We start from the raw sequence: 23,819 nt of genomic DNA on the forward strand, positions 1-23,819 counted from the left end.
AGATTATCCTATACCTCCAGCTTCACGATCTTAGTGAGCTTGGAGGTTTTTTTGCTTTTGGGGATATTACAAAATATGGTATTCGATTGCAGCCTATATATGGTATTATCTTTACGACAAGCAGGATAGTGGAATGGAAGCGACACTCCTGATCATGTTCACTGGAGGCACAGATGTATAAAATTATTATAGTGGATGATGAAATAACGGTTCGGGAAGGCATTCGCGATCATTTAAACTGGCATGAGCTGGGTTTTGAAGTGGTAGGCGATTATGAAAATGGCCGTGAGGTGATCGAGGTCATGGAGCAGCTACAACCCGATGTGGTGTTAACCGATATCAATATGCCTTTTGTAGATGGTTTGGAATTGTCGCGCTTTCTGTATACCCATTACCCACGGACCAAAGTGATCATCCTAACCGGATATGACGAATTTGAATATGCCCAGCAAGCGTTAAAGTTGAAGGTGCATGATTATATAGTTAAGCCGAATACAGCGGATGAAATTCGCCAAATTCTCATTCGCCTCAAGGCCGAAATGGATGAAGAGGGTCGCAAGACGGAGGACTTAACAAAGCTGAAGGAGAGACTGAGAGAAAGCTTGCCGCTAGCGCGCGAACGTTTTCTCAATCAACTGACTTCTGGCAGTATGCGCGAAGGCGAGCTTAAGGATAAGCTTGCTTATCTAGAGCTTTCTATAGAGGGCATGCATCATCTGGTTGCGGTGATTGATGTTGATGATCATGGCGAGCTTGAAAGATTTTACCCGGAGACGGAGAGCGAATTGCTTTATTTTGCCGTATTCAATATTAGTGAAGAAATCGTGGGTAAGCATAACGCGGGAATTGTATTCCAGAATAACAACGAAAAAACCATCGTGATCTTATCAGGTGAGGATATCGAGGTACTTTATGATAACGCTTTAATTATGCTTGAGGAAATTAAAGGCGCAGTGAAAAGCTTTTTGAAATTTACGGTTTCCATAGGTGTAGGTGATGTGTGTACAGGTTTGAATAGCATTCACCTTTCGCACAAAAGAGCGGCGTCTGCATTGGATTACCGGTTTTTGCTGGGTAAAAATCGCGTGATCAGCATTAATGATTTTGAGGGGAATGCCAATGCCCGTGTGCCCTATAACAAAGTGTGGGAAAGGAAGCTGGTTTCGGGAATCAAGTCGGGAACATTGCAGGAAATGGAGCACATTATTAGTCAAATCGTACACAATTTCAAGCAATCCTATCTGCCGCTGGATCGCTGCTATATCCATATCCAGCAATTGATAATATCGATTATGGATGCTTTGGACGAGTTGGGTATCCATGATGATTCCATATATAGAATAGACAGCAGTCCGTTGACCGACATCTATCAGTTGAAAACACTTGATGAAATAGGGGTTTGGTTAGCTGCCCATTGTCAGAAGGTATCCCTGATGATTTTGGAGAAACGAGATCATTTTGTCCGGGTCCAGATGATGAAGGCGGAAGCTTATATTCATGCTCATTACGCGGATGAGCTCATATCCCTCGACGCTGTATGTAAGCATGTATCGATGAGCAAAAGCTATTTCAGTCTCTTGTTCAAAAGCTACCAAAGTGAAACCTTTATCGGTTATTTAACCAAGCTCAGAGTTGAGAAAGCCAAAGAAATGCTGAAGCATACGGACTTGAAGTCGTACGACATCGCTGATCGCGTCGGCTATGCGGACCCGCAATATTTTAGCTTGATATTTAAAAAAACGACAGGGATGACGACGACGGAATATCGTAACCGGATTTGAAGGAAGGGGCAGACCCATCATGCTAAGGAAGCTTGGTTTTGTTTTTTTTCATTATAAAAGCATTCAATCGACCATGGCGGTTGCCTTTTCCTGCCTGATTTTGTTTACGACGTTTTGTATTGCCTACACAACCTATACATTATCCACGAATGCCGCAGAGAAAAGCTCTAGAGAACACACCTCGCAATTAATCGATCAGGTCAACACCAACATTGAAACTTACCTTACCTACATGGAAAATATATCACAAATGGTGCTATCCAATTCAGATATACGCCAATATTTAGTAAATAAAACACTGTCAAGCACAGATGGCAACGCCCAGTTAGAACAGCGGATTAGCTCACAGCTCAGCTCAGTATTGAGTACCAGAAAGGATATTTCTTCAATACTTATATTTGATAATAACGGAGGTATCATTCCGTATAACCATATGAAGCTCAATCCATTTGCCGGTCCCACGCAGCAAAGCTGGTTTTTAAAAGCAATCGAGGGGAATGGCAATGTGGTGATTTCGGCTCCTCATGTGCAAAATATTATTCAGGAATATAATTGGGTTGTCTCATTAAGCAGGCAGCTTTCTGATGTGGATGGGAATAGGCTCGGCGTCATGCTTGTCGATTTGAACTACAGTGTCATAAATGATTTATGCAACAAAATAGAACTTGGCAAAAAGGGTTATATCTTCATCCTTGATCAGGAAGGAAATATCGTATACCACCCTCAGCAGCAGTTGATCTACAGTAATTTGAAGCAGGAAAATATCGACCAGGTCATGTCTTCTCAAACGAGCAATTTCACCACCTCCGAAGGAAAGGACAGCCGCATGTATACGATCAATCAGTCTAAAAAGGGCTGGAAAATTGTCGGTGTCGCTTATGTGGATGAATTGGTTCCGAACAAGAAAGAAATTCAGACTTATATTTTGATGTGGGGCATCGGGTTGATTGCTGTTGCAATCTTTATCTCTATCTTTTTGTCTTCGCGTATTTCCAGACCGATTAAGAATCTGGAGACCTCCATGAAGGAGGTCGAAAAAGGAAACTTCGATATTCAGGTGCCGATCGAAAGCCGCAATGAAATAGGGCAGCTCAGCAAGCGATTCAATCGAATGACCGCAGAGATTAAAGAGCTGATGGTTCAAAACGTCACGGAGCAGGAGTTAAAACGAAAAAGTGAATTGAAAGCGCTCCAGGCTCAAATCAACCCGCATTTTTTATATAATACACTCGATTCGATCATTTGGATGGCTGAAGGCAAGAAGTCGGAGGAGGTTGTATTGATGGTGTCCGCTCTAGCCAAATTATTTCGTTTGAGCATAAGTAAAGGGCAAGAGCTGATTACGATTGCTAACGAAATTGAACACATAAAAAGCTATTTAACCATTCAAAAAATGCGCTATAAAGACAAGCTGGATTTTCAGATTGCTGTAGATCCGCAGATTTTATCATACAAGGTACTCAAAATTATTTTACAACCCTTAGTCGAAAATTCGATCTATCATGGGATTAAACATCAGGCAGGCACAGGCACGATTTTGATTACCGGAGAAATTATCGCGCATCGCATCCGTCTTCAGGTTATTGACCATGGCATTGGCATGTCGCCGGAGATGGTTCAACGCATGCTTGAAAAAAAAGAAAATTCCGGCGACGGAAGCGGTATTGGTGTAAGTAATGTAAATCAAAGAATCCAGCTCTACTATGGAACGGAATATGGGATTACCTTTGAAAGCGAGTGGGGACAAGGCACAACGGCCAATATTTGGCTGCCAATACTGGAGTGAGGGAGGGATGGGTAACTTGAAAATGAAGCTTGGTTCGTTAAGATGGCTCCCTCTCCTTCTTGCCGTTATCATTATTGGTACTGTGCTGGTATTAATTAAAGTCAATATGGCTAGGCCTGGAGGCAACCAGCCCCACATTCTCGTGATGATGAAAGCGATCGATCCCAAGATTGAATTTTGGAATACCGTAGGAGCAGGTATTGAAGCGGCGAGAAAAGAATTTGATGTGCAAATTGAAGTACAAGGACCTGATAATGAATTTGATGTCGAGGGTCAAATTCAAAAGCTGAAAGAAGCACTGAAATCCAAGCCTGATGCAGTTGTACTCGTTGCCTCCGACTATGAAGCTTTAGTACCGTGGGCTGAGAAAATTCACAAGCAGGGCATTCCTTTGATCATGATGGATTCCGGAATAAACAGTACGGCTGCTAACAGCTTTATTGCAACAGATAACATTGCAGCAGGTCGTAAAATGGGAGAGATGCTGTCGAAGCTGGTGGACCCGTCCAAGCAAATCGCGATTGTTAGCCATGTGCAGGGTACGTCGACCGCCATTCAGAGGGAACAGGGCGCCAGAAGCGGACTCTCCGAATCCTTTAAAAAATCGGTAGTAGGCACTTACTTTAGCAATGGCTCGCAGGAAAGGGCTTATGAGATTACAAAAGAGCTGTTAAGTGCACGTGATGATATCGGGGGGATTGCGGGACTCAATGAAATTACGACGGTTGGCGCTGCTCGGGCCATCAAGGAATTAGGATTAAAGGAACAGGTGAAGCTTGTCGGATTTGACAGCTCGACGAATGAGATTAAATGGATCGAAGAAGGTGTGATTCAGGCCGTTGTGATTCAGAAGCCATTTAACATGGGTTATTTGGGCATTAAGACAGCCTATGAAGCTTTGCAAGGAAAAAAGGTTGCCCCCATTATAGATACAGGCTCTGAGGTCATTCATAAGCAAAATATTTATACCATTGAAAATCAAAAGCTGTTGTTTCCTTTTTCAAGCCCTTAGTTTAGAAGTGCGGTGAATAAGTCCCGCTGCGCGGCCAAATATCCCTACAATCGCTGTTGTTTCCATATTTTTTTGATTTTATAAGAGATTTAGCGGTAAAAATACGGAAACAAAGGCGAGCGCTGACGCTTCTCCAGGATTATTTGGCCGCTCCGCTCTTTATTCACCGTACTTCTCCCACTTTTAGATAGCTTTGCAAATATCTCTTTTCCATAAAAAACCTCTTTGGACTTAGCACCCGGAGAGGCTTTTTGATGTGCAAAATGAATTTGTGGAAGAAAATCAAATATTCAAAGAAGATCCTCCATTATGAATGGCGGCATTCAATTGTATGCTTAATTCAATGAACGAAGCGATTAGAGGTGATCCACTTGAGGGAATTATTAGTGCAGATGGAAGGTATCGAAAAGCATTTTCCAGGTGTACATGCGTTGAATCAATGCCGTTTTGAATTAGCGAGTGGAGAGGTCCATGCTTTAGTCGGAGAAAATGGAGCAGGTAAATCCACGCTCATGAAGGTATTAACCGGAGTATATACGAAGGACGCGGGCCGAATTATGTACAAAGGTCAGGAAATTGAAAACACTACGCCCAAGATGGCGCAGGATTTAGGGATCAGCATCATTCATCAGGAGCTTAATCTCATGCCGGACTTGACGGTAGCACAGAACATATATATTGGACGTGAACCGAAGAAGCTGCTGAACCTGTTTTTGGATGAGCAAGAGCTGAATGCACGTACGCAGCAATTGTTTCAGCGTATGAATCTGCAAATGGACCCAACCGTTAAAGTATCTGATCTTACCGTAGCCAAGCAGCAAATGGTCGAAATTGCCAAAGCGTTGTCTTTTCGTTCAGAGGTGTTAATTATGGATGAACCAACGGCAGCTTTGACAGCTACCGAGATTGACGATTTGTTCCGCATCATTCACCAGCTTCGTGACAACGGTGTTGGAATCGTTTACATTTCGCATCGAATGGAAGAGCTGAAACGAATTACCGATCGGATTACGATCATGCGGGATAGCCGCTATATTGAAACGCTGGAAACGAAAGACGCCACGATCGATCACATTATTTCACTGATGGTGGGTCGAGAGATTTACAGCAAGCCTACGGAATCACAGGAGATATCGAACCAGCCTATCGTATTGGAGGTCAAGAATCTCAACAGAGGCAATGTGATCCGAGACGTCAGCTTCCAATTGAAAAAAGGGGAGATTCTCGGGTTCGCAGGTTTAATGGGTGCAGGCCGGACGGAAGTGGCGAGAGCCATTTTTGGCGCAGATGCGAGTGATTCAGGTGAAATCAGCATTCATGGCAAACCCGTGAAAATTAATAATCCTCACGATGCCGTGAAAAATGGTATGGGCTATTTATCAGAGGACCGCAAGCGATATGGACTTCTTGTGGGGATGGATGTAGAAACCAATATTGGGATTTCTTCATACAGGAGGTTTAGCAGCTGGAGCGGGTGGATGGATCAAGCACAAATCCATGCAGCAGCAGAGCATTATTCAGAAGCCTTGAAGGTCAAAACGCCAAGCATGAATCAGGAAGTCAAATTTCTATCAGGTGGCAATCAACAAAAGGTCGTCATTGCCAAATGGCTGACGCGGGATTGTGAAATTCTGATATTCGATGAGCCGACACGCGGCATCGATATTGGCGCCAAAAGTGAGATTTACAAGCTTCTAAATGACTTAGCGTCACAAGGGAAATCGATCATCATGATTTCATCGGAATTGCCGGAGATCCTTCTTATGAGTCATCGCATTATGGTGATGTGTGAAGGTCGAATTACAGGTGAATTAAACCATGGTGAGGCCACTCAAGAAAAGATCATGGCGTTTGCAACAAATCGATCGGGGGGCGTAATCGCTTGAAAACCTTACTCTTCAAAAAACCAACCGCTTTTCAAACCGGAGCGACGCAAAAATTGTTGGCATTTGCCAGCCTGATTTTACTAGTCATTATTTTCTCCATCTCCTCAAGCAATTTCTTTCAATTTGATAATCTTGTAGGCATTATGCTCTCAACCGCAGTCATAGGTGTACTTGCCTTGGGGTCAACGTTTGTCATTATTACAGGTGGCATTGATTTAGCGGTTGGAACGGTTATGACCTTTTCTGCTGTTATGGCAGGCGTGATGATCACGCTGTGGCAGCTGCCTATGCCATTGGGCATAGCGGGTGGGATAGCAACAGGTGCGCTCTGCGGTTTGATCAGCGGCTTAGCCGTGGCCAAGATGAACATTCCTCCTTTTATTGCAACGTTAGCGATGATGATGATCACCAAGGGCTTGTCGCTCGTCATATCGGGAGCAAAACCGATTTATTTCAATGACACACCCAATTTCACCAAAATTTCAATGGGATCTGCGTTCAATTGGATCATTCCAGGACTCGAAATTCCGAATGCGATTGTTATTTTTCTGGGAGCGGCGATCATTGCCAGCATCATTTTAACGAAAACCATTATCGGGCGTTACAATTTTGCATTAGGCAGCAATGAGGAAGCGACTCGGCTCTCGGGAGTCAACGTGAACTTTTGGAAAATAGCGATTTATACGCTTACAGGTGTATTTAGCGGTATTGCCGGAATTATGATAGCCTCACGGTTAAATTCTGCGCAGCCTGCGCTTGGTCAAGGCTACGAGCTTGAGGCGATTGCAGCCGTTGTTATTGGCGGGACTTCATTAAGTGGTGGAAAAGGATCGATTCTCGGAACCGTGATCGGCGCTTTAATTATGAGTGTATTAACCAATGGTCTGCGTATCCTCTCGGTTAAGCAGGAATGGCAAACGGTGATCGTCGGGCTGGTAGTCATTATTGCGGTATATGCGGATATTCTCCGCCGTCGCAAAAAATAAGGTAGTTCCTCCCAACGGGAGTTCTATAAATAATCAGGTAAGGGGAGATTGAATTGAAAAGCAAAAAAAACCTGTTCGTTCTGGTGTTTATGCTTATGTTTACAGCAATCGTATTAGCCGCATGTGGCGAAGCTGCCAAACCGACAGCTGCTAAACCGGAGGAGGCTGCGAAATCGGCAGCTCCAGCTGCTGCACCCGCACCTGCCGCCGCGGCTCCTGAGGCGAAAAAAGCAGAAAAAATGTACATTCCCGTTATTTCCAAAGGCTTTCAGCATCAATTTTGGCAGGCTGTAAAGATTGGCGCTGAGAAAGCAGCCAAAGAATTGGATGTCACGATCACGTTCGAAGGTCCAGAAACCGAGGCGCAGGTGGATAAACAAATCGAGATGCTGACTGCAGCGTTGGGCAAAAAGCCGAGTGCTATCGCATTTGCGGCATTGGATAGCAAAGCGGCTGTTCCTTTATTGGAGAAAGCCAAGGCTGCGAAAATTCCAGTCGTAGGATTTGACTCCGGTGTTGACAGCGATATTCCTGTAACTACAGCCGCTACGAATAATATCGCAGCTGCCGCTCTGGCAGCGGATAAAATGGCAGGACTCATTAATAATGAAGGCGAAGTAGCCGTCGTTGTTCATGACCAAACCAGCCGTACAGGGATTGATCGCCGTGACGGCTTCGTGAATCAAATCAAAAATAAATATCCAAACATCAAAATTGTCGACATCCAATATGGTGGCGGCGATCAATTAAAATCAACCGACCTTACCAAAGCCATCATTCAAGCACATCCCAACATTAAAGGGATCTTTGGTTCCAACGAAGGATCAGCAATCGGCGTTTTGAACGGTGTCACTGAATTGAAGAAAGACAAAATTATTGTTGTAGGCTACGATTCAGGCAAACAACAAATTGATGCCATCAGGAGCGGCAAAATGGCAGGAGCCATCACGCAAAACCCGATTGGAATTGGTTATGAATCTGTCAAAGCCGCTGTAAAAGCTGTAAAAGGAGAAAAGGTCGAGAAAAATATCGATACCGGCTTCTTCTGGTATGATAAAACCAATGTCGATTCACCGGATATCAAAGCGGTTCTTTATGACTAAAAACCAAGGAAAGTCAAAAAGCTAAACTTTATTTTAAATAGACGTAAAAGGCTGCTGCGGCGGTCTTTTGCTGCTTCTACAGTTATTTATTCATCCATAATCTTTGTTTAATGAACAGGAAAGTAGGGTATCGTTATATAGATAATATTCAGAAGAGTGCCGTATAATATAACGTATAGCTGGGGAAGGGGAAATAAAAATGGAAAACAAATTTGTTGCGCTGGATGGTGGAGGCAAGTTCTCCTATAAGGAACAAGGCACAGGCAAACCTGTTGTGCTGCTGCATGGTTTTTGCGGAAGCTCTGCTTATTGGGATGAGCTGCTTCCGCTGCTGCCCAATGGTTATCGCTGGGTACTGCCGGATTTGCGAGGACACGGGCAATCGGGAGCGCCTGCTGGCGAATATTCAATGGAAGCCTTCGCGGGTGATCTGGCGCAGCTGCTTAAGGGACTCGATGCCGGACCTGCGATTGTACTTGGTCACTCCTTGGGAGGTTATATCGCGCTTGCTTTCGCCGAACGGTACCCTGAGCTGCTATCCGGGTTTGGTTTGATTCATTCCACAGGCTTCCCGGATACGGATGCCGGAAAAGAAGGACGATTGAAAGGCATCGCTACGATAGAAGAACAAAGTCTGCCAGCTTTTATTGAGGGTCTGGTTCCGAAGCTGTTTGCTCCAGATCATCTTCAATCGATGCCGGAGGCAGTCGCCAGAACGATCGAGATCGGCAATAGCACGGATCCACAGGCTGCAATCCGTACACTTCAGGGAATGAGATCACGCCCAGATCGCAACGATGTTTTATCGAACACGAAGGTTCCTGTACTTCTGGTTGCAGGTGCGCATGATCAAATTATTCCGGTTGAACGAACATTTTCGGTAGGCGGAAGCCAAATTACGCAGCGCCTGATCGAAACGTCAGGCCATATGAGTATGCTAGAGGCGCCGGAAGCATTGATGGAAGCTATCGAATCGTTTCTAGCTACGGTTTACTAAGTTGCATGTCATTGCCTTATTACTCGTATTGCTCTCAGGGATGCTGCATGCCGTCTGGAACCTATTTGCCAAGAAAAGCGTTAATAAGTCTGTTTTTCTATGGCTGGCGCATTGGGTAGGCACTATAGTCTTTCTACCGGGAGCCTGGTATGAGTGGGGAAGCTTTGCTTTTACGATAAAGAGCATGGGATTGTTGGCAGGCTCCATGTTCATACACGGACTGTATTTATTTTTGCTTGCCCGAACGTATCAGATTGGTGATCTGTCCCAGGCTTATCCAATCATGAGGGGAATCAGTCCGATTATCGTCCCGCTTGTCGCCGTGCTTCTGCTGGGTGAAACGATGTCCAGCCTCGGTTGGGTCTGTATTCTGGCTATTATAGCTGGAATCGTTTGGGTGAGTGGGGGCAGAGCGTTGTTTCGTCAGCCCGCTCATACCAATCATACCCTGCTGCTGGCGGGTGCAGTCGGGATCTGTGTCAGTGGTTATATCGTTGTGGACAAAATCACCATCGAGTCGATTCCGCCTATTGTGTTAAATGAAGCTACGAATATCGCTAACTTATTGGCATTAACGATAGCGGTCATCCGTTCAAAAGGGATTGCTGCTGAATGGAAGCTGAACTATCGTACGATTATAATCGGCGGAATTTTGGCACCTGGCGGCTACATGCTATTTCTGTATGCGTTAACATTGGCACCAGCGTCCCAATTGGCGCCAATGCGGGAAATCGGAACCGTATTTGGCACCTTGTTCGGCCTGCTGCTTTTGAATGAGCCGCAAGGCCGCAGTCGTATTATCGGTTCTGTACTTATAACCGCAGGCGTTATCGGCCTGGGATTCTCATAATGGAACAGGCTCCCCCTGGAGCCTGTTTTCTGTTGCATAACTCCTCAATCTATATAAGATGAACTAAGCATCATGACAGCAAAGAGGCGCTGCGAAAGCAGACCCCTCTTCCAATCGCTGTTGCAGCCAGATTCTTTGGATTCTTAGCCCCGTAGGAGTAAGAATCCGTCTGCAAAGGCGAGCACTTCGTTTCTCCAGAAGGGTCCGCTTTCTCCGCTCGGGCTGTGTATTTCTTTGGTTCATCTTATATAGACAGTCGGCGTAAGATCAAGTCCAGGTAGCAACAGCAAACCTTATTTGAAGCTTTTTACACCCACATGCATCGGTGATGAATGCCTGTTGATCTTGGAGCCCAAATATAACAGTATGAGCAGCATAATCGCACCTTGAATAACAATGGCCATCGAGATCGACACCCCTTGTTCAATGACCAAATAGTACAGCCCCGATCCGATTACCATTAATATGTTCTCCACAAAATTTTGCACTGCGATCGTTTTTCCCGCCCCTACCATTTTTGTGCCTTCTTCCTGAAGCACGGTGTTCATCGGAACTATGAAAATCCCGCCCATACAGCCTACTGCCAATAAAAATACGATGGTGATTGAGGTTGAATGAAGCCATGGGAAAATAAAGATGAGCCCTACCATCAAAAAGCCATAAATAATCGATTTGTAATACCTCTGAAGCTGAACAAATTTGGGAGCCAGGAATGCTCCGATCACAATTCCGATCGAGGTCGTAGCGAGAATCAAGGAAACACTGAAATCTTCGGGACTAAACCCCAATGCTATCGGTATCCAGGCTAACACGGCTGTGCGAAGAACAGCGGAGCTCATCCAGAAGGCTCCTGTTCCGATCAAGGAGAAGTTGGTTTTGGAATGGCTCAGTAGTGTCGTCACACTTTTGAAAAACTGCAGGGCTTCCCGCGTATAGCGAATGGATTGATCTCCCGGCATGCGTGGAATCAAAAAAGACACACCGAGCGATAAAGCATATAACAGCACACAGAACAGGGATGATTGCACCGTATTGGTTGCAGAGACAATAACGCCGCCTCCACCTATCCCTGTCAGGATGGCAAGGATCGTATACGCTTCAATTCTGGAATTAGCTTTAAACAGCTGCTGATCGGTTTCGATGAGCTCTGGTAATATCCCATATTTGGCAGGTGAATACACAACGGCTCCAACCCCTACAGTAAAATAACTAAGCATTAATAATAGGATATTGGATTGATCAATAAAGATAAGTGCAGAGATGCCCAGCAGTTTGATCAGATTGCCTATAATAAGCACGACCGACTTCGGCATCTTATCTGCAAACGGGCCGACAATAGGGGCTAACAAAATATAGGGGAGGAAAAATGCCATCGTCACCAAAGCTAAGGATTCAGGCAAAAAACCATTTTTGGTTAACAGGCTGGCAATGACTAATAGTGACATGTTGTCTGAGAAAGCTGATAAAAATTGAGTGATATATAAGGCGTTCAAGGCTCGCTCTTTCATACATATCAATCCTCTCTATGCAATGGGCAAGGCATTGGTCAAAGCGTTTGGATATAAATACGGTTAAGATGTCAGGCTCCTTGCTCGAGTGCGGCTTCAACCTGCTTCTTCAATGCCACGTAGTCGGTTTTACCACTGCCCAGCAGCGGCAGCTTATCGATGATTTGTATTCTTGAAGGCAGGAGCATCGGAGTATAGCCTTTGTCGTTAAGCTTTCCTTTAAATTCCTGCAAATTTAGGCCTTTCTTGGTGGCGAACAGTAGGATACGCTCTCCCTTGCGGCTGTCGGTTACACTAATCGCAGCAAGCGGAATATCTCCGTAGCAGGAGGCGGCGAGCTCTTCAACCAATTGCAATGAAATCATCTCTCCACCGATTTTGGCAAAACGTTTCAGCCGCGACTTAATGCTCAGAAAACCTTGGGCATCCAGCTCTACAATATCTCCACAATCGTACCATTCAGGACACGGCACAAAGCCTTTGCCGTGAATCAGGTAGCCCTTCATAATATTAGGACCTTGAATAAGCAGGTTGCCGCCTTGCTCAATACCAGGTATCGGTTCAAGCTTGTAACGGATGCTCGGCAGCAGCTTGCCGACGGTGCCTCTTTTGTAATTCAGCGGTGAATTGATCGAGACTACAGGTGAAGCTTCGGTAGCGCCGTAGCCTTCGAATATACGGATGCCAAACTTTTGGCTCCATAGATCACGCACCTCGTCCTTCAGCTTCTCGGCTCCTGCTACGACAATGCGCAGTGATTGAAAGTCAAACGGGTGGGCCGCCTGACCGTAACCAGCGAGAAATGTTGAGGTTCCGAATAAAATTGTCGCATTGCGATTATAGACGACCTCAGGAATGGTGCGATAATGCAGAGGGCTTGGATAGAGCATCACTGGGACTCCCGTAAGTATGGGAAGCAAGGTTCCCGCAGTCAGGCCGAAGCTGTGGAACATCGGCAGCGCATTGAACATTTTATCAGCCGCAGTAAAATCAAATACGGCTTTGCACTGCTGGATATTCGCAAACAATTGATCATGTCCGAGAATGACACCTTTGGGCTTGCTTTCGCTGCCAGAGGTGAACAAGATGATATCGCGAATCCCCTGCTCAGCCTGAGCACCCCCCCAATAATCGAGCAGACCGGTGAGCTTGTCAGACAGCTTTACTTCGTCCTTGATATCCTCCAGATAGAGGATGGCGCACTGCTGCTCCAAGGCTTGAATGATGGTTTCCAGCTTAGCCTTTTCTACGAACTGACGGGATGTGACAATGGTGCGCAGTACCGCTGTTTCACAAGCATCCAGCAGGCTTTGCTGTCCAGCAGAGAAGTTCAGCATCGCAGGCGTTTTCCCAAGACGGAGCAGGGCAAACAAGGCGATCACGTGGCCGATCGAATTAGGCAGCAGCAAACCGATGGCTGCTTGCTTATTCAGCAAGGGGCGCAGCTTACGGCCAAATACATAGGAGGAGACGATCAGCTTTTTATAGGTAAGGCTTTGGGTTAAATCCTCGCAAATTAAGCTTTTTTGTCCATGAAGGGAAGCTTGCAGTCGAAGCTCGTTGAACAGGTTGACTTCCGTTTTCAAGCGGCTTTTCAATAAATGCTCTTGCATCGTGGTTAGAATCGTATCCGCAGCCTGCTGCTTTTGCAGCTTCATCGAGACCTGCTGTTGTTGTTCGATTCTGAAGTGATCACCAATTTGAATGCGGATTTCGGGAAAGAATACCGTTTTGATTTTATGACCGATATAGGACAGCTTGGAGCGTTCTGCACCATTGATGGCAATGGGAATGAGCTGTGCGCCAGTTTTCAAGGCAATGTAAGCAATACCGCTGTATATTTTCATCAATCCGCCTGTAGTCGTAATACGTCCTTCCGGGAACAGTACGAGCGGAACACCGCTTTGGATCGTCTTGACCATCTTACGTACCGAATAAGGATTAAGCGGGTCTACGGTTATATGCTTGACCAGCTTGAGCGGCAGGCTCAGTCGGCGGGCAATCGATGTATTCACAACGAAGGTCGCTTCCTGAGGAAGATAGAGAGCTAGCAGCAGCGCATCCAGCAGCGACACATGATTGGGCATCAGAATGGTCGGTTGACTGAAATCAAGCTTTTCAAGACCAGATAGCTTAAGCCGGAATACGATCCGGAATACGATCCGGAATAATCCTTTTAAGAACGCGATCAGAATGGACATGGTAATCGACTCCTTTAATAGAAGGCATGAATTGTCGTTGAGAATTGTAGATATTAGTATTGGTTGATATTGTTATTGTACATAGAAGGCAAAAAAAAGAAGAGTACTAACTTTAAGTAGTACCCTTGAAATAGTCTGTATTGGTTATAGGGTTCCTAACAGGCAAAACGGTTTCTCCTTGCGCCTTTGCTGTTCCTCTTGAAGCTTTAGTTGGTAAACCCGTACTGCTTGCGATATTGCCCTGGCGGCATCCCGACGAAACGCTTAAACATCCGTATGAAATTGGAGTAATCGTTAAATCCCGACATTTGGCAGGCTTCAGTGACATTGTGTCCGTCATGCAGCAGCTTCTTGGCGCGGGAGATCCGCTTCATTAGAATGTACGAGTGAATGGTGCTGCCGGTGCTTTGCCGAAACAGACGGCTCAGGTAGTATCGGTTCATGTACACCTGCCGTTCGAGCATTTCCAGTGACAGGTCTTGCTCGAGATGATGATCGATATAATCGAGTACAGGTGCCAGCTTTTCCGATAAGGCAGTCGACTCCGATGGAGCTGTGTTATCACGAAAGGAACGGTTTAGCAGCACCAGCAGCTCAATAAAATGAGTAGTCAGCAGCAGATGAGTTTCTTCTGCAGGTTGTATCAGCAGCGTATCGATCCTTTTGTAGAGGGCCGTGATTTCTTCTAGCTGCTGGGGATGCAGATGGATTTTATTGTGCTCCCCAGGCTCACGTTTTGTAAAGCAATCGAGCAGGCCGTATTGAAATAGGGATTCAAAATGTTGAACGATTTCTGGGTCGAAGTGTATCACAATGTTCTCATATGGTGCATCGGATTTGAAGGTCGATTTGTGCAGCTCACGATTGTTAATGACGATCAAGTCGCCAGATATCATCGGATATACTTTTTTCTCAATCATGAAATTCACGTCGCCCGCAATAAAAAAATACACCTCAAAACGCTCATGCAAATGAAAATCCATCTTGGGCGGCGGGGACAAACGTCTGTGGTTGTACTGAATCTGGGAGGTATTGAAATGGATATTGAAGTTCACAGCGGACACACCTTCCGAATAAACAAGATCACATTAGGAAAAAGTCAAAAAAAGCAAGAAAAACGACAATTGACGCAATGCATTTGTTTTTATTATACTGCATTATAAAGCTAACTTTAATCTTGTGTTCAAGAATATGCTCTTGGACATATCCAATCTGAAGAAATTAGGTGAATCCATTGACAACATTGGGTACAGCAATAATCGGGCTCGGAGCCATTTCAGGGGTCCATTTAAAGGCATTGGCAGATTTGGAACTGGCGGATTTGAAAGCGGTTGTAGATATTGATGAAAGTTTGGCGCGTCGGGTAGCAGAGGAATATGGCTGCGATTATTATACCGACTATAAGGAAATGCTGAAACGCGATGATATTCAGGTCGTTCACTTGTGTACAGCACATTATTTGCACTCTCCTATGGCGATTGATGCGTTAAAAGCGGGCAAGCACGTGTTAACCGAGAAGCCGATGGCAGAAAGTATGGCTTCCGCTCAAAAAATGCTGCAGGCAGCTGTGGAGAACCCTAATGTGCAGCTTGGCGTTATTTTTCAAAACCGTTATAATGCCCCTTCAAAAAGGATGAAGCAGTACGTTGAATCCGGTGAACTGGGCAAGTTGATCTGCATGAAGGGTCTCGTTACCTGGAATCGGACAGCAGCATATTATGAAACGGAGTGGAAAGGCAATTGGGCGACTGAAGGTGGCGGCGTGCTGATTAATCAGTCCATTCATACCGTCGATTTACTGCAGTGGCTGGGTGGCGAAATCTCATCCGTAAAGGGTTCCATTTCGACCGATTCCTTGGAAGGTGTTATCGAAGTGGAAGATACAGCGCATGCTTACATTGAATTTAAAAATGGTGCTACCGCGATTTTCTATGCAACCAATGCGTATGGACGGAACTCACCAGTTGAGGTGGAGTTGGTGTTCGAGCAAGGAACCTTGCTGCAGCGCGGCGATTCGTTGTATCTCGATCAGGGCGGCAAGCTTACCACGTTGGAAGAGCCTGTGGTGAACACTCTGGGCGAGAAATCATACTGGGGAATGAGCCACGAGCTGCAAATTCGCGATTACTACGAGCATCTGCTGGCTGGTAAGCCATTCTGGATCGATGGTCCTGAAGGCTTCAACGGTTTCCGTCTGGTCATGGACATTTATGAATCCTCACGTACAGGGAAAAAGATTGTCTACAGTGGGGCAGAGGTCGTCCTGTAGAATCGATTAAGTTTCTAGCTATCAAATAATAAATAAACAAGCAGGGTGCTTCTAGAACGACTAGAGGCACCCTGCTTGTTTATTTTACTTCCGACTACTGCAATTGCTTATAGAACGCTATGACCTTTTCCTCATATTCCTTCGCAAATTTGGCATGTGACCGTACATGCTCTTTGCCGGTTGTCTGCCAAATTTGAAAGCGGTCTTTATGCTTAGCCCACATCGCTTCACTGTTCGAATAGGGAATGGAACCATCCTCGATGCTGTGAATAAACAAGACAGGTCGCGGATACACACGGTCTACGGCGCTCAGTGCATCGACTTGGTCAGGGTCCATATTCGTCAATGGCGGCAAAATGCCCAATATAAGCGGTGTGTAAGGAAAGCTCGGCAGGTGCGACCAAACGGGGAGATTGTCCTCCAAATAGCGAGTTAAATGATTGAAGGGACTGTCTGCGACAACACCGGCAATATCAGGCTCATCCGCTGCTGCGAGCAGCGAGGTCGCAGCACCCATCGAAAATCCGTGCAATGCTATACGTCCAGGATGTTGGGCTCGAACCCAATCGATGGCACCGAGCAAATCACCCTTTTCCAAATAACCAACGGTTGTCAGACTGCCGCCGGATTCGCCGGAACTGCGGAAATCGAACATCACCACATCAAAGCCTTGGGCGGTTAGCGCCTTGGTCAATTTGATTGCTTCCGCACCGCTCTGCAGTCGGTTTTCCCGATAGCCATGGGCCATGATGATTGTCAGCTTGTCCGGCGTTGGTTCCGTGGTTGCCGGTATGTACCAGCCTTTTAGTGTCACATCCTGGCTCCGGCTCGGAAATTGGATAGGGGTAAAAGCTAATCCATAACGGTCCGGACTGTCCGTCAACGCTTTGCGTTCAGGATGAGTCAGCTGCCAGCCTACATAAGTAGACACTCCAACACTGACTAAGAATAAGATGACAATCAATAGGATCAAGCCCAATAGCACGGTTGTAATGGGTTTGCGTCGGGGACGGGCTGCTCTTGAAATCATCAAAGTCGGTCTCATTGAAATCGTTCCTTTCTTAATGTAGAGCTTACTTGAAGCGATGGTAGAGCACTGAGCCAAGGGCGGCGATGACGAGCATGGCAGCTGCCCATAACGGCGCAGACAAAGTCCAGAATGCAGGCAGTATCATCAGCACGAGCACGCATAAATGAAGGGTCAGGCGGACTGTCCGCAGGGAACGCTTTCGCAGCTGTGGAGAAAGCGGATAAATATGCTGCCATAGATGCTCACGATAGTAACGCAGCAGATCGGCAAGTTGAACAGCACTAAAGACGGCAAGGATAGCATACAATATGGCTGCTAATACCTTATTGTCGAAAGCAATCATTAGCAAAATACCAATGAGTGTGAAGCGGCAGGTCATCCCAAACAGCTCTGAGCGCAGCCAGACGAGTGTAAATAAATAGTTATAAGTAGATTTACGTTGAAAAGGGATGTAACGGACTAATCGGTTTAACCCACGAATGTTTCTTGCTTTCCCTCGCAACTCTGGCACATCAATGAACAGGTTCAGAACCCGATAAATACTCGCCTTATGTCGAAGCTCCCAATCAATGAGCAGGTTCCAATGTACTTTGTACTGCCGCGGAAGCTTCAGAATACCAAGATAAGCAAGCGATCCAATCGCTAAGATCCCTGCGCCATAGCCCGGTCCCAGCTTGAATACAGCGTAGGTCAGTCCGGCGCACAGCAGCCATCTCAGCACGATGAACATGTATCGTGTCCGCTGCTCTAGCAGCTGCTGCTCTGTCCATTTGCCGAACAGCAGCACCTGTTTAAATATAAGCCAGACGAGCAGCAGCACGAAAAATAACAAGCCGCTTGAAGGCGCAAGCTTATGGTACATCGGCCAGACGACCAGCCAGCCTACAGCAACAAGAATGGACCCCATAATTCGAGCTCTGCGCATAGCTGTTTGCAAGTAGATAGCCATTGCAGGCTCCTGAGGCAGCAGGAACAAAGTATCTGCTTGCTGTAAATAAGTACGGATGCGGCCACCGCCAAGCATGACCATCATACAGACCGTCGCTGCCAGCTGCCAAGGGAAATCCGGTGTAACCCACTGCAGGAACTGTCGATAACCAATCATAAATACTAGAAAGCCGATACCTGCAGCAATGGATAAGCTTTGGAGTGCGTAATGAAGATAGGGACGAATCTCTTTCAGGAATTCCGCCTCCCGGCGGCGGTATAAAGCTTGAGTATCCATCATCGCGGATCGCCCCTTGTCACCAGCTCGCAGAATAGATCGTCCAAGGAAGCAGTAGGCATTCCTGCAGCAGCCTGCAGCGCGTCCACAGGACCGGAGGCAATCAGCTTGCCTTGATGAAGCACGAGAAATCTGTCGCAATAACGTTCGATTGTAGCTAAAATATGAGAGCTGATGAGAATCGAGGCACCACTTTGTTTGACACTAACGAGCAGCTCAAGCAGAGAACGCATACTGAGGGGATCTAATCCAAGAAAAGGCTCATCGATAATATACAGCTCCGGCTGCACGAGGAAGGCACACAGAATCATGACCTTTTGACGCATGCCTTTGGACAGGTGGGAGGACAGCCGTTCTTGATACGCATCCATCTGAAATTGCTTGAGCAAGACGGCCGCGCGTTCTTCATAAGCTGCCCGATCCAGGCCATAGGCCATAGCCGTTAGCTCCATATGCTCCCGAACATTCAGCTCTTCGTATAATAAAGGACTTTCCGGCACATAGGCAAAAGTTTGCCGGTACTTCTCCTGAGAAGCAGCCAGTGTTTGTCCATTCAGGCGAATCTCCCCTTGGTGAGGCATCATAAGTCCAAGGATATGCTTAATGGTCGTGCTTTTTCCTGCTCCGTTCAACCCGATCAAGCCAATCATTTCTCCCGGCTGTACATGAAAGCTGAGATTGTGCAACACAGGCTGAAGGCGGCTGTAGCCTCCGGTAATGCCGTCCACTTCGAGAATGGGCTTCATCATTAAATGGTCCTCCTTGAAATCCGTATCTACTAAGAGTAGCGGAAATAGCAGCAGATTTCCAGTAAGGCTTTAGATACCATTGTTGTTAAACAAGCGGGATGTGCTGCTTTTAAGGATATGGATGGAGATCTTGGATATGATGTAAGCAGGATCACTGATCCTCTTTTTGCTTTGAAGTGCCTTTTTCTTTATTCGATGTGTCCTTTTGTTCGGTTTTCTTATTAGAGTTAGTTGACGTCTTGGATTGAGATTCTGAGCGATTCTGCTGAAGTTTTTTTAGCTGGGTTTTGTTAGCTTTTTGAAGCTTCTCGGATTCTTTAAATTCGTATTGTTTAATATCCTTGTACATGTTCATTTGTTCCTTAAGCGCAGAATCTATCGGCTTGTCAGAGGTTTGCTGCTTTCCCTGTGCTTTTTGCTGGTTTCCACTTTGTTGCTCTGCTTTTTTTCCTCCGCAGCCTGCTACTGATAGGAATACGGAGACAGCTATGAGCGCAGCGGTAATCGATATCATGAATCGGATAGATGAACCTTTCATAACAATCAGCCCCTTTTTTATGAGAGAATTAATGTTAGGTTGCCCGATCCATAGACAGAACATGACATGAGAAAAAAAGATTTTTTGTATACATTTGAATACAAAAAAGTTAAAATAATATTAAGATAAGGGAGGGTTGATATGGCAGAAACTTATCGTAAATCCAAGGTAGAGCACTACTTGGAACGACTGCAGGTGCGAAAAGATGCTTTGACCGCACAGCTTGAAATGCAGGGCTTGGAAATATCCAAAGAGTTTATCTGTGGCCAGCTCTCGGCTACCGATCTGATTATTCGAGAAATTTGGATGGAATTCGGTTTGAATGAAACCAATACTCAAGGAGGCGATGACGATGTCAACAAAACTTGTTCCAAGTAGTTCGGAGCTTACAAGCCCTCAGCATACTAGGGCGACAAGGATCCAAGTTATCAAGCGCTTTATATTCCTCTTGATCGGGGCAGGACTAGTTTCAGTTGGTTTGGAAATTTTTCTTGTCCCGAACAATATTATCGACGGTGGGGTAGTGGGTATATCCATTATTTTGTCCCATTTGACTTCGATTCCTCTGGGTGTCTTCTTATTTGTTCTTAACCTTCCTTTTTTCTTTCTTGGCTATAAGCAAATCGGTAAAACGTTTGCGTTATCGACTCTTGTAGGTGTTCTAATTATGTCAGTAGGTACCTCATTGCTCCATCCGGTACCGCCTCTGACGAACGATCCACTGCTTTCTGCTGTATTCGGCGGGATCATATTAGGTATAGGTGTGGGGATTGTAATCCGCTATGGAGGCTCGTTGGATGGAACGGAAATTGTCGCCATTCTGCTGAACAAAAAATCACCCTTCTCCGTCGGTGAGATTGTGATGTTTTTTAATCTCTTTATTCTTGCTAGCGCTGGCTTCGTGTTTGGTTGGGATCATGCCATGTACTCTTTAATTGCTTATTACATAGCTTTCAAAATGATTGATATTACGATAGAAGGATTCGATGAATCCAAAGCTGTATGGATAATTAGTGACAATTACCGCGATATTGGCGACGCGATATTGGATAGATTGGGACGTGGAGTTACATATTTGGACGGTGAGGGTGGCTTTACAGGCGGGGAAAAACGCGTGATCTTTTGTGTCATTACCCGATTGGAAGAAGCCAAGATGAAATCGATTGTAGAAAACTATGATCCAACCGCTTTCCTCGCCGTAGGCAATATTCATGATGTTAAGGGCGGGCGATTTAAAAAGAAAGATATTCACTAAGTTGTTTAACGGAGGATAGTGTTATGCGCAGACTGGAAGGCAAGCGGATTGCGATCACCGGGCCGAGGAAGGCTGCGGAGCTTAGCGTCATTGTAGAAAAGATGGGTGGTATTCCATTGGTTCGCCCGGCTCAAGGGACGGTTGCTATCGAGGAGTATAAAGTCGAGGCGGAAGTAAGACAGCTTATTGAAGAAGGTGTGGACTGGATCATCTTGACCACAGGTGTAGGTACGGAGATGCTGTACCAGGCTGCTGAACGGATGTCTCTTGCAGCTGCCTTTGTAGAACGACTTCAACAAACGCAGATTGCGGCAAGAGGCTACAAGACGGTGAAATATTTAAAAACCTTAGGGCTAGCACCGACCGTTCGTGATGATGATGGTACAACTGTGGGCATACTTCGTGCGCTCCAACCTTATAATATGAAAGATCAGCGTGTGGCGCTCCAACTCTATGGGGATCATGCGCCGCGGCTTGTACAATGGCTAAAGCAGCAGCAAGCCGATTATTATGAAATACTGCCTTACGTTCATGTTCCACCGGATTTGGTTGTACTGGATCAATTGATTTCGGAAATTATCCATGGTTCCGTGGACGCAGTTACCTTCACAAGCACACCTCAGGTGCGATTTATGATGGCTTATGCCCGTGAACAGGAACAGGCTGAAGCCTTACTGGCCGCATTCCGTGAGATTACAGTTGCCGTTGCCGTAGGCAAGGTTACGGCAGAGGCGCTAAGAGATGAAGGTGTGGAACGAGTGGTAGCTCCCGAGGAAGAACGGATGGGCAGCATGATGGTAACATTGGCACAATACTACGGAAATGCTTAGTATCTGAATGGATAGGTTGGTCTACAATAAAGGATATGGTATACTTTTCCTGAAAAGTTACCCTATCCTTATTTAAGTTGGAGGAATCATGGAATCAAATAGCATCGTACAGCTTCGTAATGTGACTAAACGGATCGGCTCCAAGACGATTATTGATCGTCTGTCATTTAATGTGTACCCTGGTGAGGTTTTCGGTTTTTTGGGACCTAATGGCGCAGGTAAAACGACAACCATTCGAATGATTGTTGGCCTGATGTCGATAACTGAAGGTGAAATCCTCGTTAACAACCATAATATTCAAAACCAATTTGAGCAAGCGATGCGTTATGTTGGGGCTATTGTGGAAAATCCTGAATTTTATAAGTTTTTGAGCGGCTATCAAAATTTACAGCATTATGCCCGAATGATACCAGGGATTACCGAGGAACGATTGCAGGAAGTCATTGCTCTGGTAAAGCTGGATCACCGGATTCATGATAAAGTAAAAACCTACTCACTCGGGATGCGTCAGCGGCTTGGTGTGGCACAAGCTATTTTACATCGGCCATCCGTATTAATACTGGACGAGCCTACGAATGGACTCGATCCTGAAGGAATCCGCGAGCTGCGTGACTACTTGCGCAAGCTGTCCATGGAAGAAGGACTTGCTGTTATCGTTTCCAGCCACTTACTCTCTGAGATGGAGCTGATGTGTGATCGGGTGGCAATCATTCAGAATGGCAAGCTTCTGGATGTGCGGTCCTTCAAGGAGATGCAGGCCGAGACTGGACGCATCGAGGTTCATTTTGATGTGGATCATCTTGAAGCAGCCTTCAGAGCAGCTGCGGACTTTATCGGTGAACAGGCTGTTGTTCAGCAAGCGGGCGGTGTATTGACCGTAAGCCTGACCAATGAACGAGAAGAAATTGCAGAGTTAAATGCAAGATTGGTTAGCGCAGGAGTGCGTGTATACGGAATTCGAACGCAGAGCAAGTCGCTGGAAGATCAATTCCTTGAAATTACGAGGGGGAATCAAATTGTCTAACTTTCTAAGTCTCATACAAAATGAGCAAATGAAAATATACAGCCGTGCTCGGACATGGATTATGCTAGTTATATTAGTATTAGTCGTCATATTGTGGGCGGTCATGCTTAAATATGTGATAGATTCGGGCCTCAACAGTATGTTCTCATTCGTATCGATGAGTACAAGTCTGTCGACACTTGTATTTATTTTTACGGTCATTGTAGCAGGTGACAGCGTGGCATCGGAGTTTACTTGGGGTACGATTAAACTGCTGTTGATCCGTCCCGCGACAAGATCGAAGATATTGGCGTCGAAATACATATCTGTGGTGCTTTTTTTAATCACCTTGCTGCTGATTCTTCTTATCGCGTCCTATTTTGTCGGTCTAATATTTTTTGGACTCGGAGGTTTGATACCTGAACAGGAATCATTTACAGACATATTGAAAACTTACGGATTCAAAAGCATTGATTTGCTCATGTCGATTACATTGGCTTTTATGATATCAGCCGCTTTTCGTAGCAGTTCATTGGCTATTGGATTATCGTTTTTGTTAATGTTCGTCACTTCCTCCGGACTGATCTTTGTTTTGGCACAATTCAAATATACATGGGTAAAATATTTGCTGTTTGCCAACACAGACCTATCTATTTATCAATCCAGTGGTAAGCCGTTGGTGGAAGGAATGACTCTTGGTTTTTCTGTGTTGATGCTTGCTGCTTACTGGGTGCTGTTCTATGCGGTTTCATGGCTGTTCTTCACGAAACGTGATATTGCCGGCTAAGTGAGAGACTGTGATTCGACCAT

At 45.6% G+C, this 23,819-nt stretch carries 21 protein-coding genes; 14 read left to right on the forward strand and 7 right to left on the reverse strand.

What is annotated here, in order from left to right; all coding sequences use genetic code 11:
- Positions 1-173 precede the first annotated feature (173 nt).
- The 8 genes from BM210_RS09055 (at position 174) to BM210_RS09090 (ending at position 10,401) form a co-directional block, all read left to right on the forward strand.
- Positions 174-1,781: a response regulator gene (locus BM210_RS09055; protein ID WP_091167232.1), complete on the forward strand. Its 1,608-nt coding sequence runs from the start codon at positions 174-176 to the stop codon at positions 1,779-1,781.
- A gap of 19 nt (positions 1,782-1,800) precedes the next feature.
- Positions 1,801-3,567, forward strand: coding sequence for a sensor histidine kinase (locus BM210_RS09060; RefSeq protein ID WP_091167234.1), 1,767 nt, complete (start codon positions 1,801-1,803; stop codon positions 3,565-3,567).
- 7 nt (positions 3,568-3,574) lie between these two features.
- The gene (locus BM210_RS09065) at positions 3,575-4,579 is read left to right on the forward strand and encodes a substrate-binding domain-containing protein (protein ID WP_256223404.1); all 1,005 of its coding nucleotides are present in this window, start codon (positions 3,575-3,577) and stop codon (positions 4,577-4,579) included.
- Between the two features lie 371 nt (positions 4,580-4,950).
- On the forward strand, positions 4,951-6,465 hold the full coding sequence (locus BM210_RS09070; RefSeq protein WP_091167235.1) for a sugar ABC transporter ATP-binding protein: 1,515 nt from the start codon (positions 4,951-4,953) through the stop codon (positions 6,463-6,465).
- Entirely contained in the window at positions 6,462-7,451 is a 990-nt protein-coding gene (locus BM210_RS09075; RefSeq protein WP_091167237.1) for an ABC transporter permease, read from the forward strand. The genes BM210_RS09070 and BM210_RS09075 overlap by 4 nt, the downstream gene beginning before the upstream one ends.
- 53 nt (positions 7,452-7,504) lie before the next feature.
- Complete coding sequence (locus tag BM210_RS09080; RefSeq protein WP_256223407.1) at positions 7,505-8,554, forward strand: ABC transporter substrate-binding protein; 1,050 nt, start codon at positions 7,505-7,507, stop codon at positions 8,552-8,554.
- Between the two features lie 199 nt (positions 8,555-8,753).
- Positions 8,754-9,551, forward strand: coding sequence for an alpha/beta fold hydrolase (locus BM210_RS09085; protein ID WP_091167239.1), 798 nt, complete (start codon positions 8,754-8,756; stop codon positions 9,549-9,551).
- 1 nt (position 9,552) lies between these two features.
- On the forward strand, positions 9,553-10,401 hold the full coding sequence (locus BM210_RS09090; protein WP_091167240.1) for a DMT family transporter: 849 nt from the start codon (positions 9,553-9,555) through the stop codon (positions 10,399-10,401).
- Between the two features lie 293 nt (positions 10,402-10,694).
- On the opposite strand, the gene lplT is transcribed toward BM210_RS09090, so the two are convergent.
- From lplT to BM210_RS09105, 3 genes are all read right to left on the reverse strand, one after another.
- Positions 10,695-11,909 carry a lysophospholipid transporter LplT gene (lplT, locus tag BM210_RS09095; RefSeq protein WP_256223408.1) on the reverse strand — a complete coding sequence of 405 codons (1,215 nt, stop codon included), beginning with the start codon at positions 11,907-11,909 and terminating at the stop codon, positions 10,695-10,697.
- 71 nt (positions 11,910-11,980) lie between these two features.
- Positions 11,981-14,110 (reverse strand): AMP-binding protein, encoded by a 2,130-nt coding sequence (locus BM210_RS09100; protein WP_091167241.1) that lies wholly within the window; start codon positions 14,108-14,110, stop codon positions 11,981-11,983.
- 206 nt (positions 14,111-14,316) lie between these two features.
- A complete protein-coding gene (locus tag BM210_RS09105) occupies positions 14,317-15,165 on the reverse strand; it encodes an AraC family transcriptional regulator (protein WP_256223409.1) in 849 nt (282 codons plus the stop codon).
- 179 nt (positions 15,166-15,344) lie between these two features.
- Between BM210_RS09105 and BM210_RS09110 the strand changes: the two genes are divergently transcribed.
- Positions 15,345-16,379: a Gfo/Idh/MocA family protein gene (locus BM210_RS09110; protein WP_091167243.1), complete on the forward strand. Its 1,035-nt coding sequence runs from the start codon at positions 15,345-15,347 to the stop codon at positions 16,377-16,379.
- 94 nt (positions 16,380-16,473) lie between these two features.
- On the opposite strand, the gene BM210_RS09115 is transcribed toward BM210_RS09110, so the two are convergent.
- The 4 genes from BM210_RS09115 to BM210_RS09130 all read right to left on the reverse strand — a co-directional run bounded on the left by BM210_RS09115 (position 16,474) and on the right by BM210_RS09130 (position 19,921).
- The gene (locus tag BM210_RS09115) at positions 16,474-17,424 is read right to left on the reverse strand and encodes an alpha/beta hydrolase (protein WP_256223410.1); all 951 of its coding nucleotides are present in this window, start codon (positions 17,422-17,424) and stop codon (positions 16,474-16,476) included.
- Between the two features lie 28 nt (positions 17,425-17,452).
- The gene (locus BM210_RS09120; RefSeq protein WP_091167244.1) at positions 17,453-18,637 is read right to left on the reverse strand and encodes an ABC transporter permease; all 1,185 of its coding nucleotides are present in this window, start codon (positions 18,635-18,637) and stop codon (positions 17,453-17,455) included.
- On the reverse strand, positions 18,634-19,380 hold the full coding sequence (locus BM210_RS09125) for an ABC transporter ATP-binding protein (RefSeq protein WP_091167678.1): 747 nt from the start codon (positions 19,378-19,380) through the stop codon (positions 18,634-18,636). The genes BM210_RS09120 and BM210_RS09125 overlap by 4 nt, the downstream gene beginning before the upstream one ends.
- 154 nt (positions 19,381-19,534) lie before the next feature.
- Positions 19,535-19,921 carry a hypothetical protein gene (locus BM210_RS09130; protein ID WP_091167246.1) on the reverse strand — a complete coding sequence of 129 codons (387 nt, stop codon included), beginning with the start codon at positions 19,919-19,921 and terminating at the stop codon, positions 19,535-19,537.
- Between the two features lie 141 nt (positions 19,922-20,062).
- Between BM210_RS09130 and BM210_RS09135 the strand changes: the two genes are divergently transcribed.
- From BM210_RS09135 to BM210_RS09155, 5 genes are all read left to right on the forward strand, one after another.
- Complete coding sequence (locus BM210_RS09135) at positions 20,063-20,299, forward strand: hypothetical protein (RefSeq protein WP_091167248.1); 237 nt, start codon at positions 20,063-20,065, stop codon at positions 20,297-20,299.
- Positions 20,274-21,176, forward strand: coding sequence for a YitT family protein (locus BM210_RS09140; protein ID WP_091167249.1), 903 nt, complete (start codon positions 20,274-20,276; stop codon positions 21,174-21,176). Before BM210_RS09135 ends, BM210_RS09140 begins: the two co-directional genes overlap by 26 nt.
- A gap of 23 nt (positions 21,177-21,199) precedes the next feature.
- The gene (locus BM210_RS09145) at positions 21,200-22,006 is read left to right on the forward strand and encodes a uroporphyrinogen-III synthase (RefSeq protein WP_091167251.1); all 807 of its coding nucleotides are present in this window, start codon (positions 21,200-21,202) and stop codon (positions 22,004-22,006) included.
- An 88-nt stretch (positions 22,007-22,094) separates the two neighbouring features.
- Positions 22,095-23,030 carry an ABC transporter ATP-binding protein gene (locus BM210_RS09150; protein ID WP_091167253.1) on the forward strand — a complete coding sequence of 312 codons (936 nt, stop codon included), beginning with the start codon at positions 22,095-22,097 and terminating at the stop codon, positions 23,028-23,030.
- Positions 23,023-23,796, forward strand: a complete 774-nt coding sequence (locus BM210_RS09155) for an ABC transporter permease (RefSeq protein WP_091167254.1) — start codon at positions 23,023-23,025, stop codon at positions 23,794-23,796. The genes BM210_RS09150 and BM210_RS09155 overlap by 8 nt, the downstream gene beginning before the upstream one ends.
- Positions 23,797-23,819: the final 23 nt, after the last annotated feature.

This window comes from Paenibacillus sp. 1_12 (assembly GCF_900114475.1).
Classification (GTDB): Bacteria; Bacillota; Bacilli; order Paenibacillales; family NBRC-103111; genus Paenibacillus_S.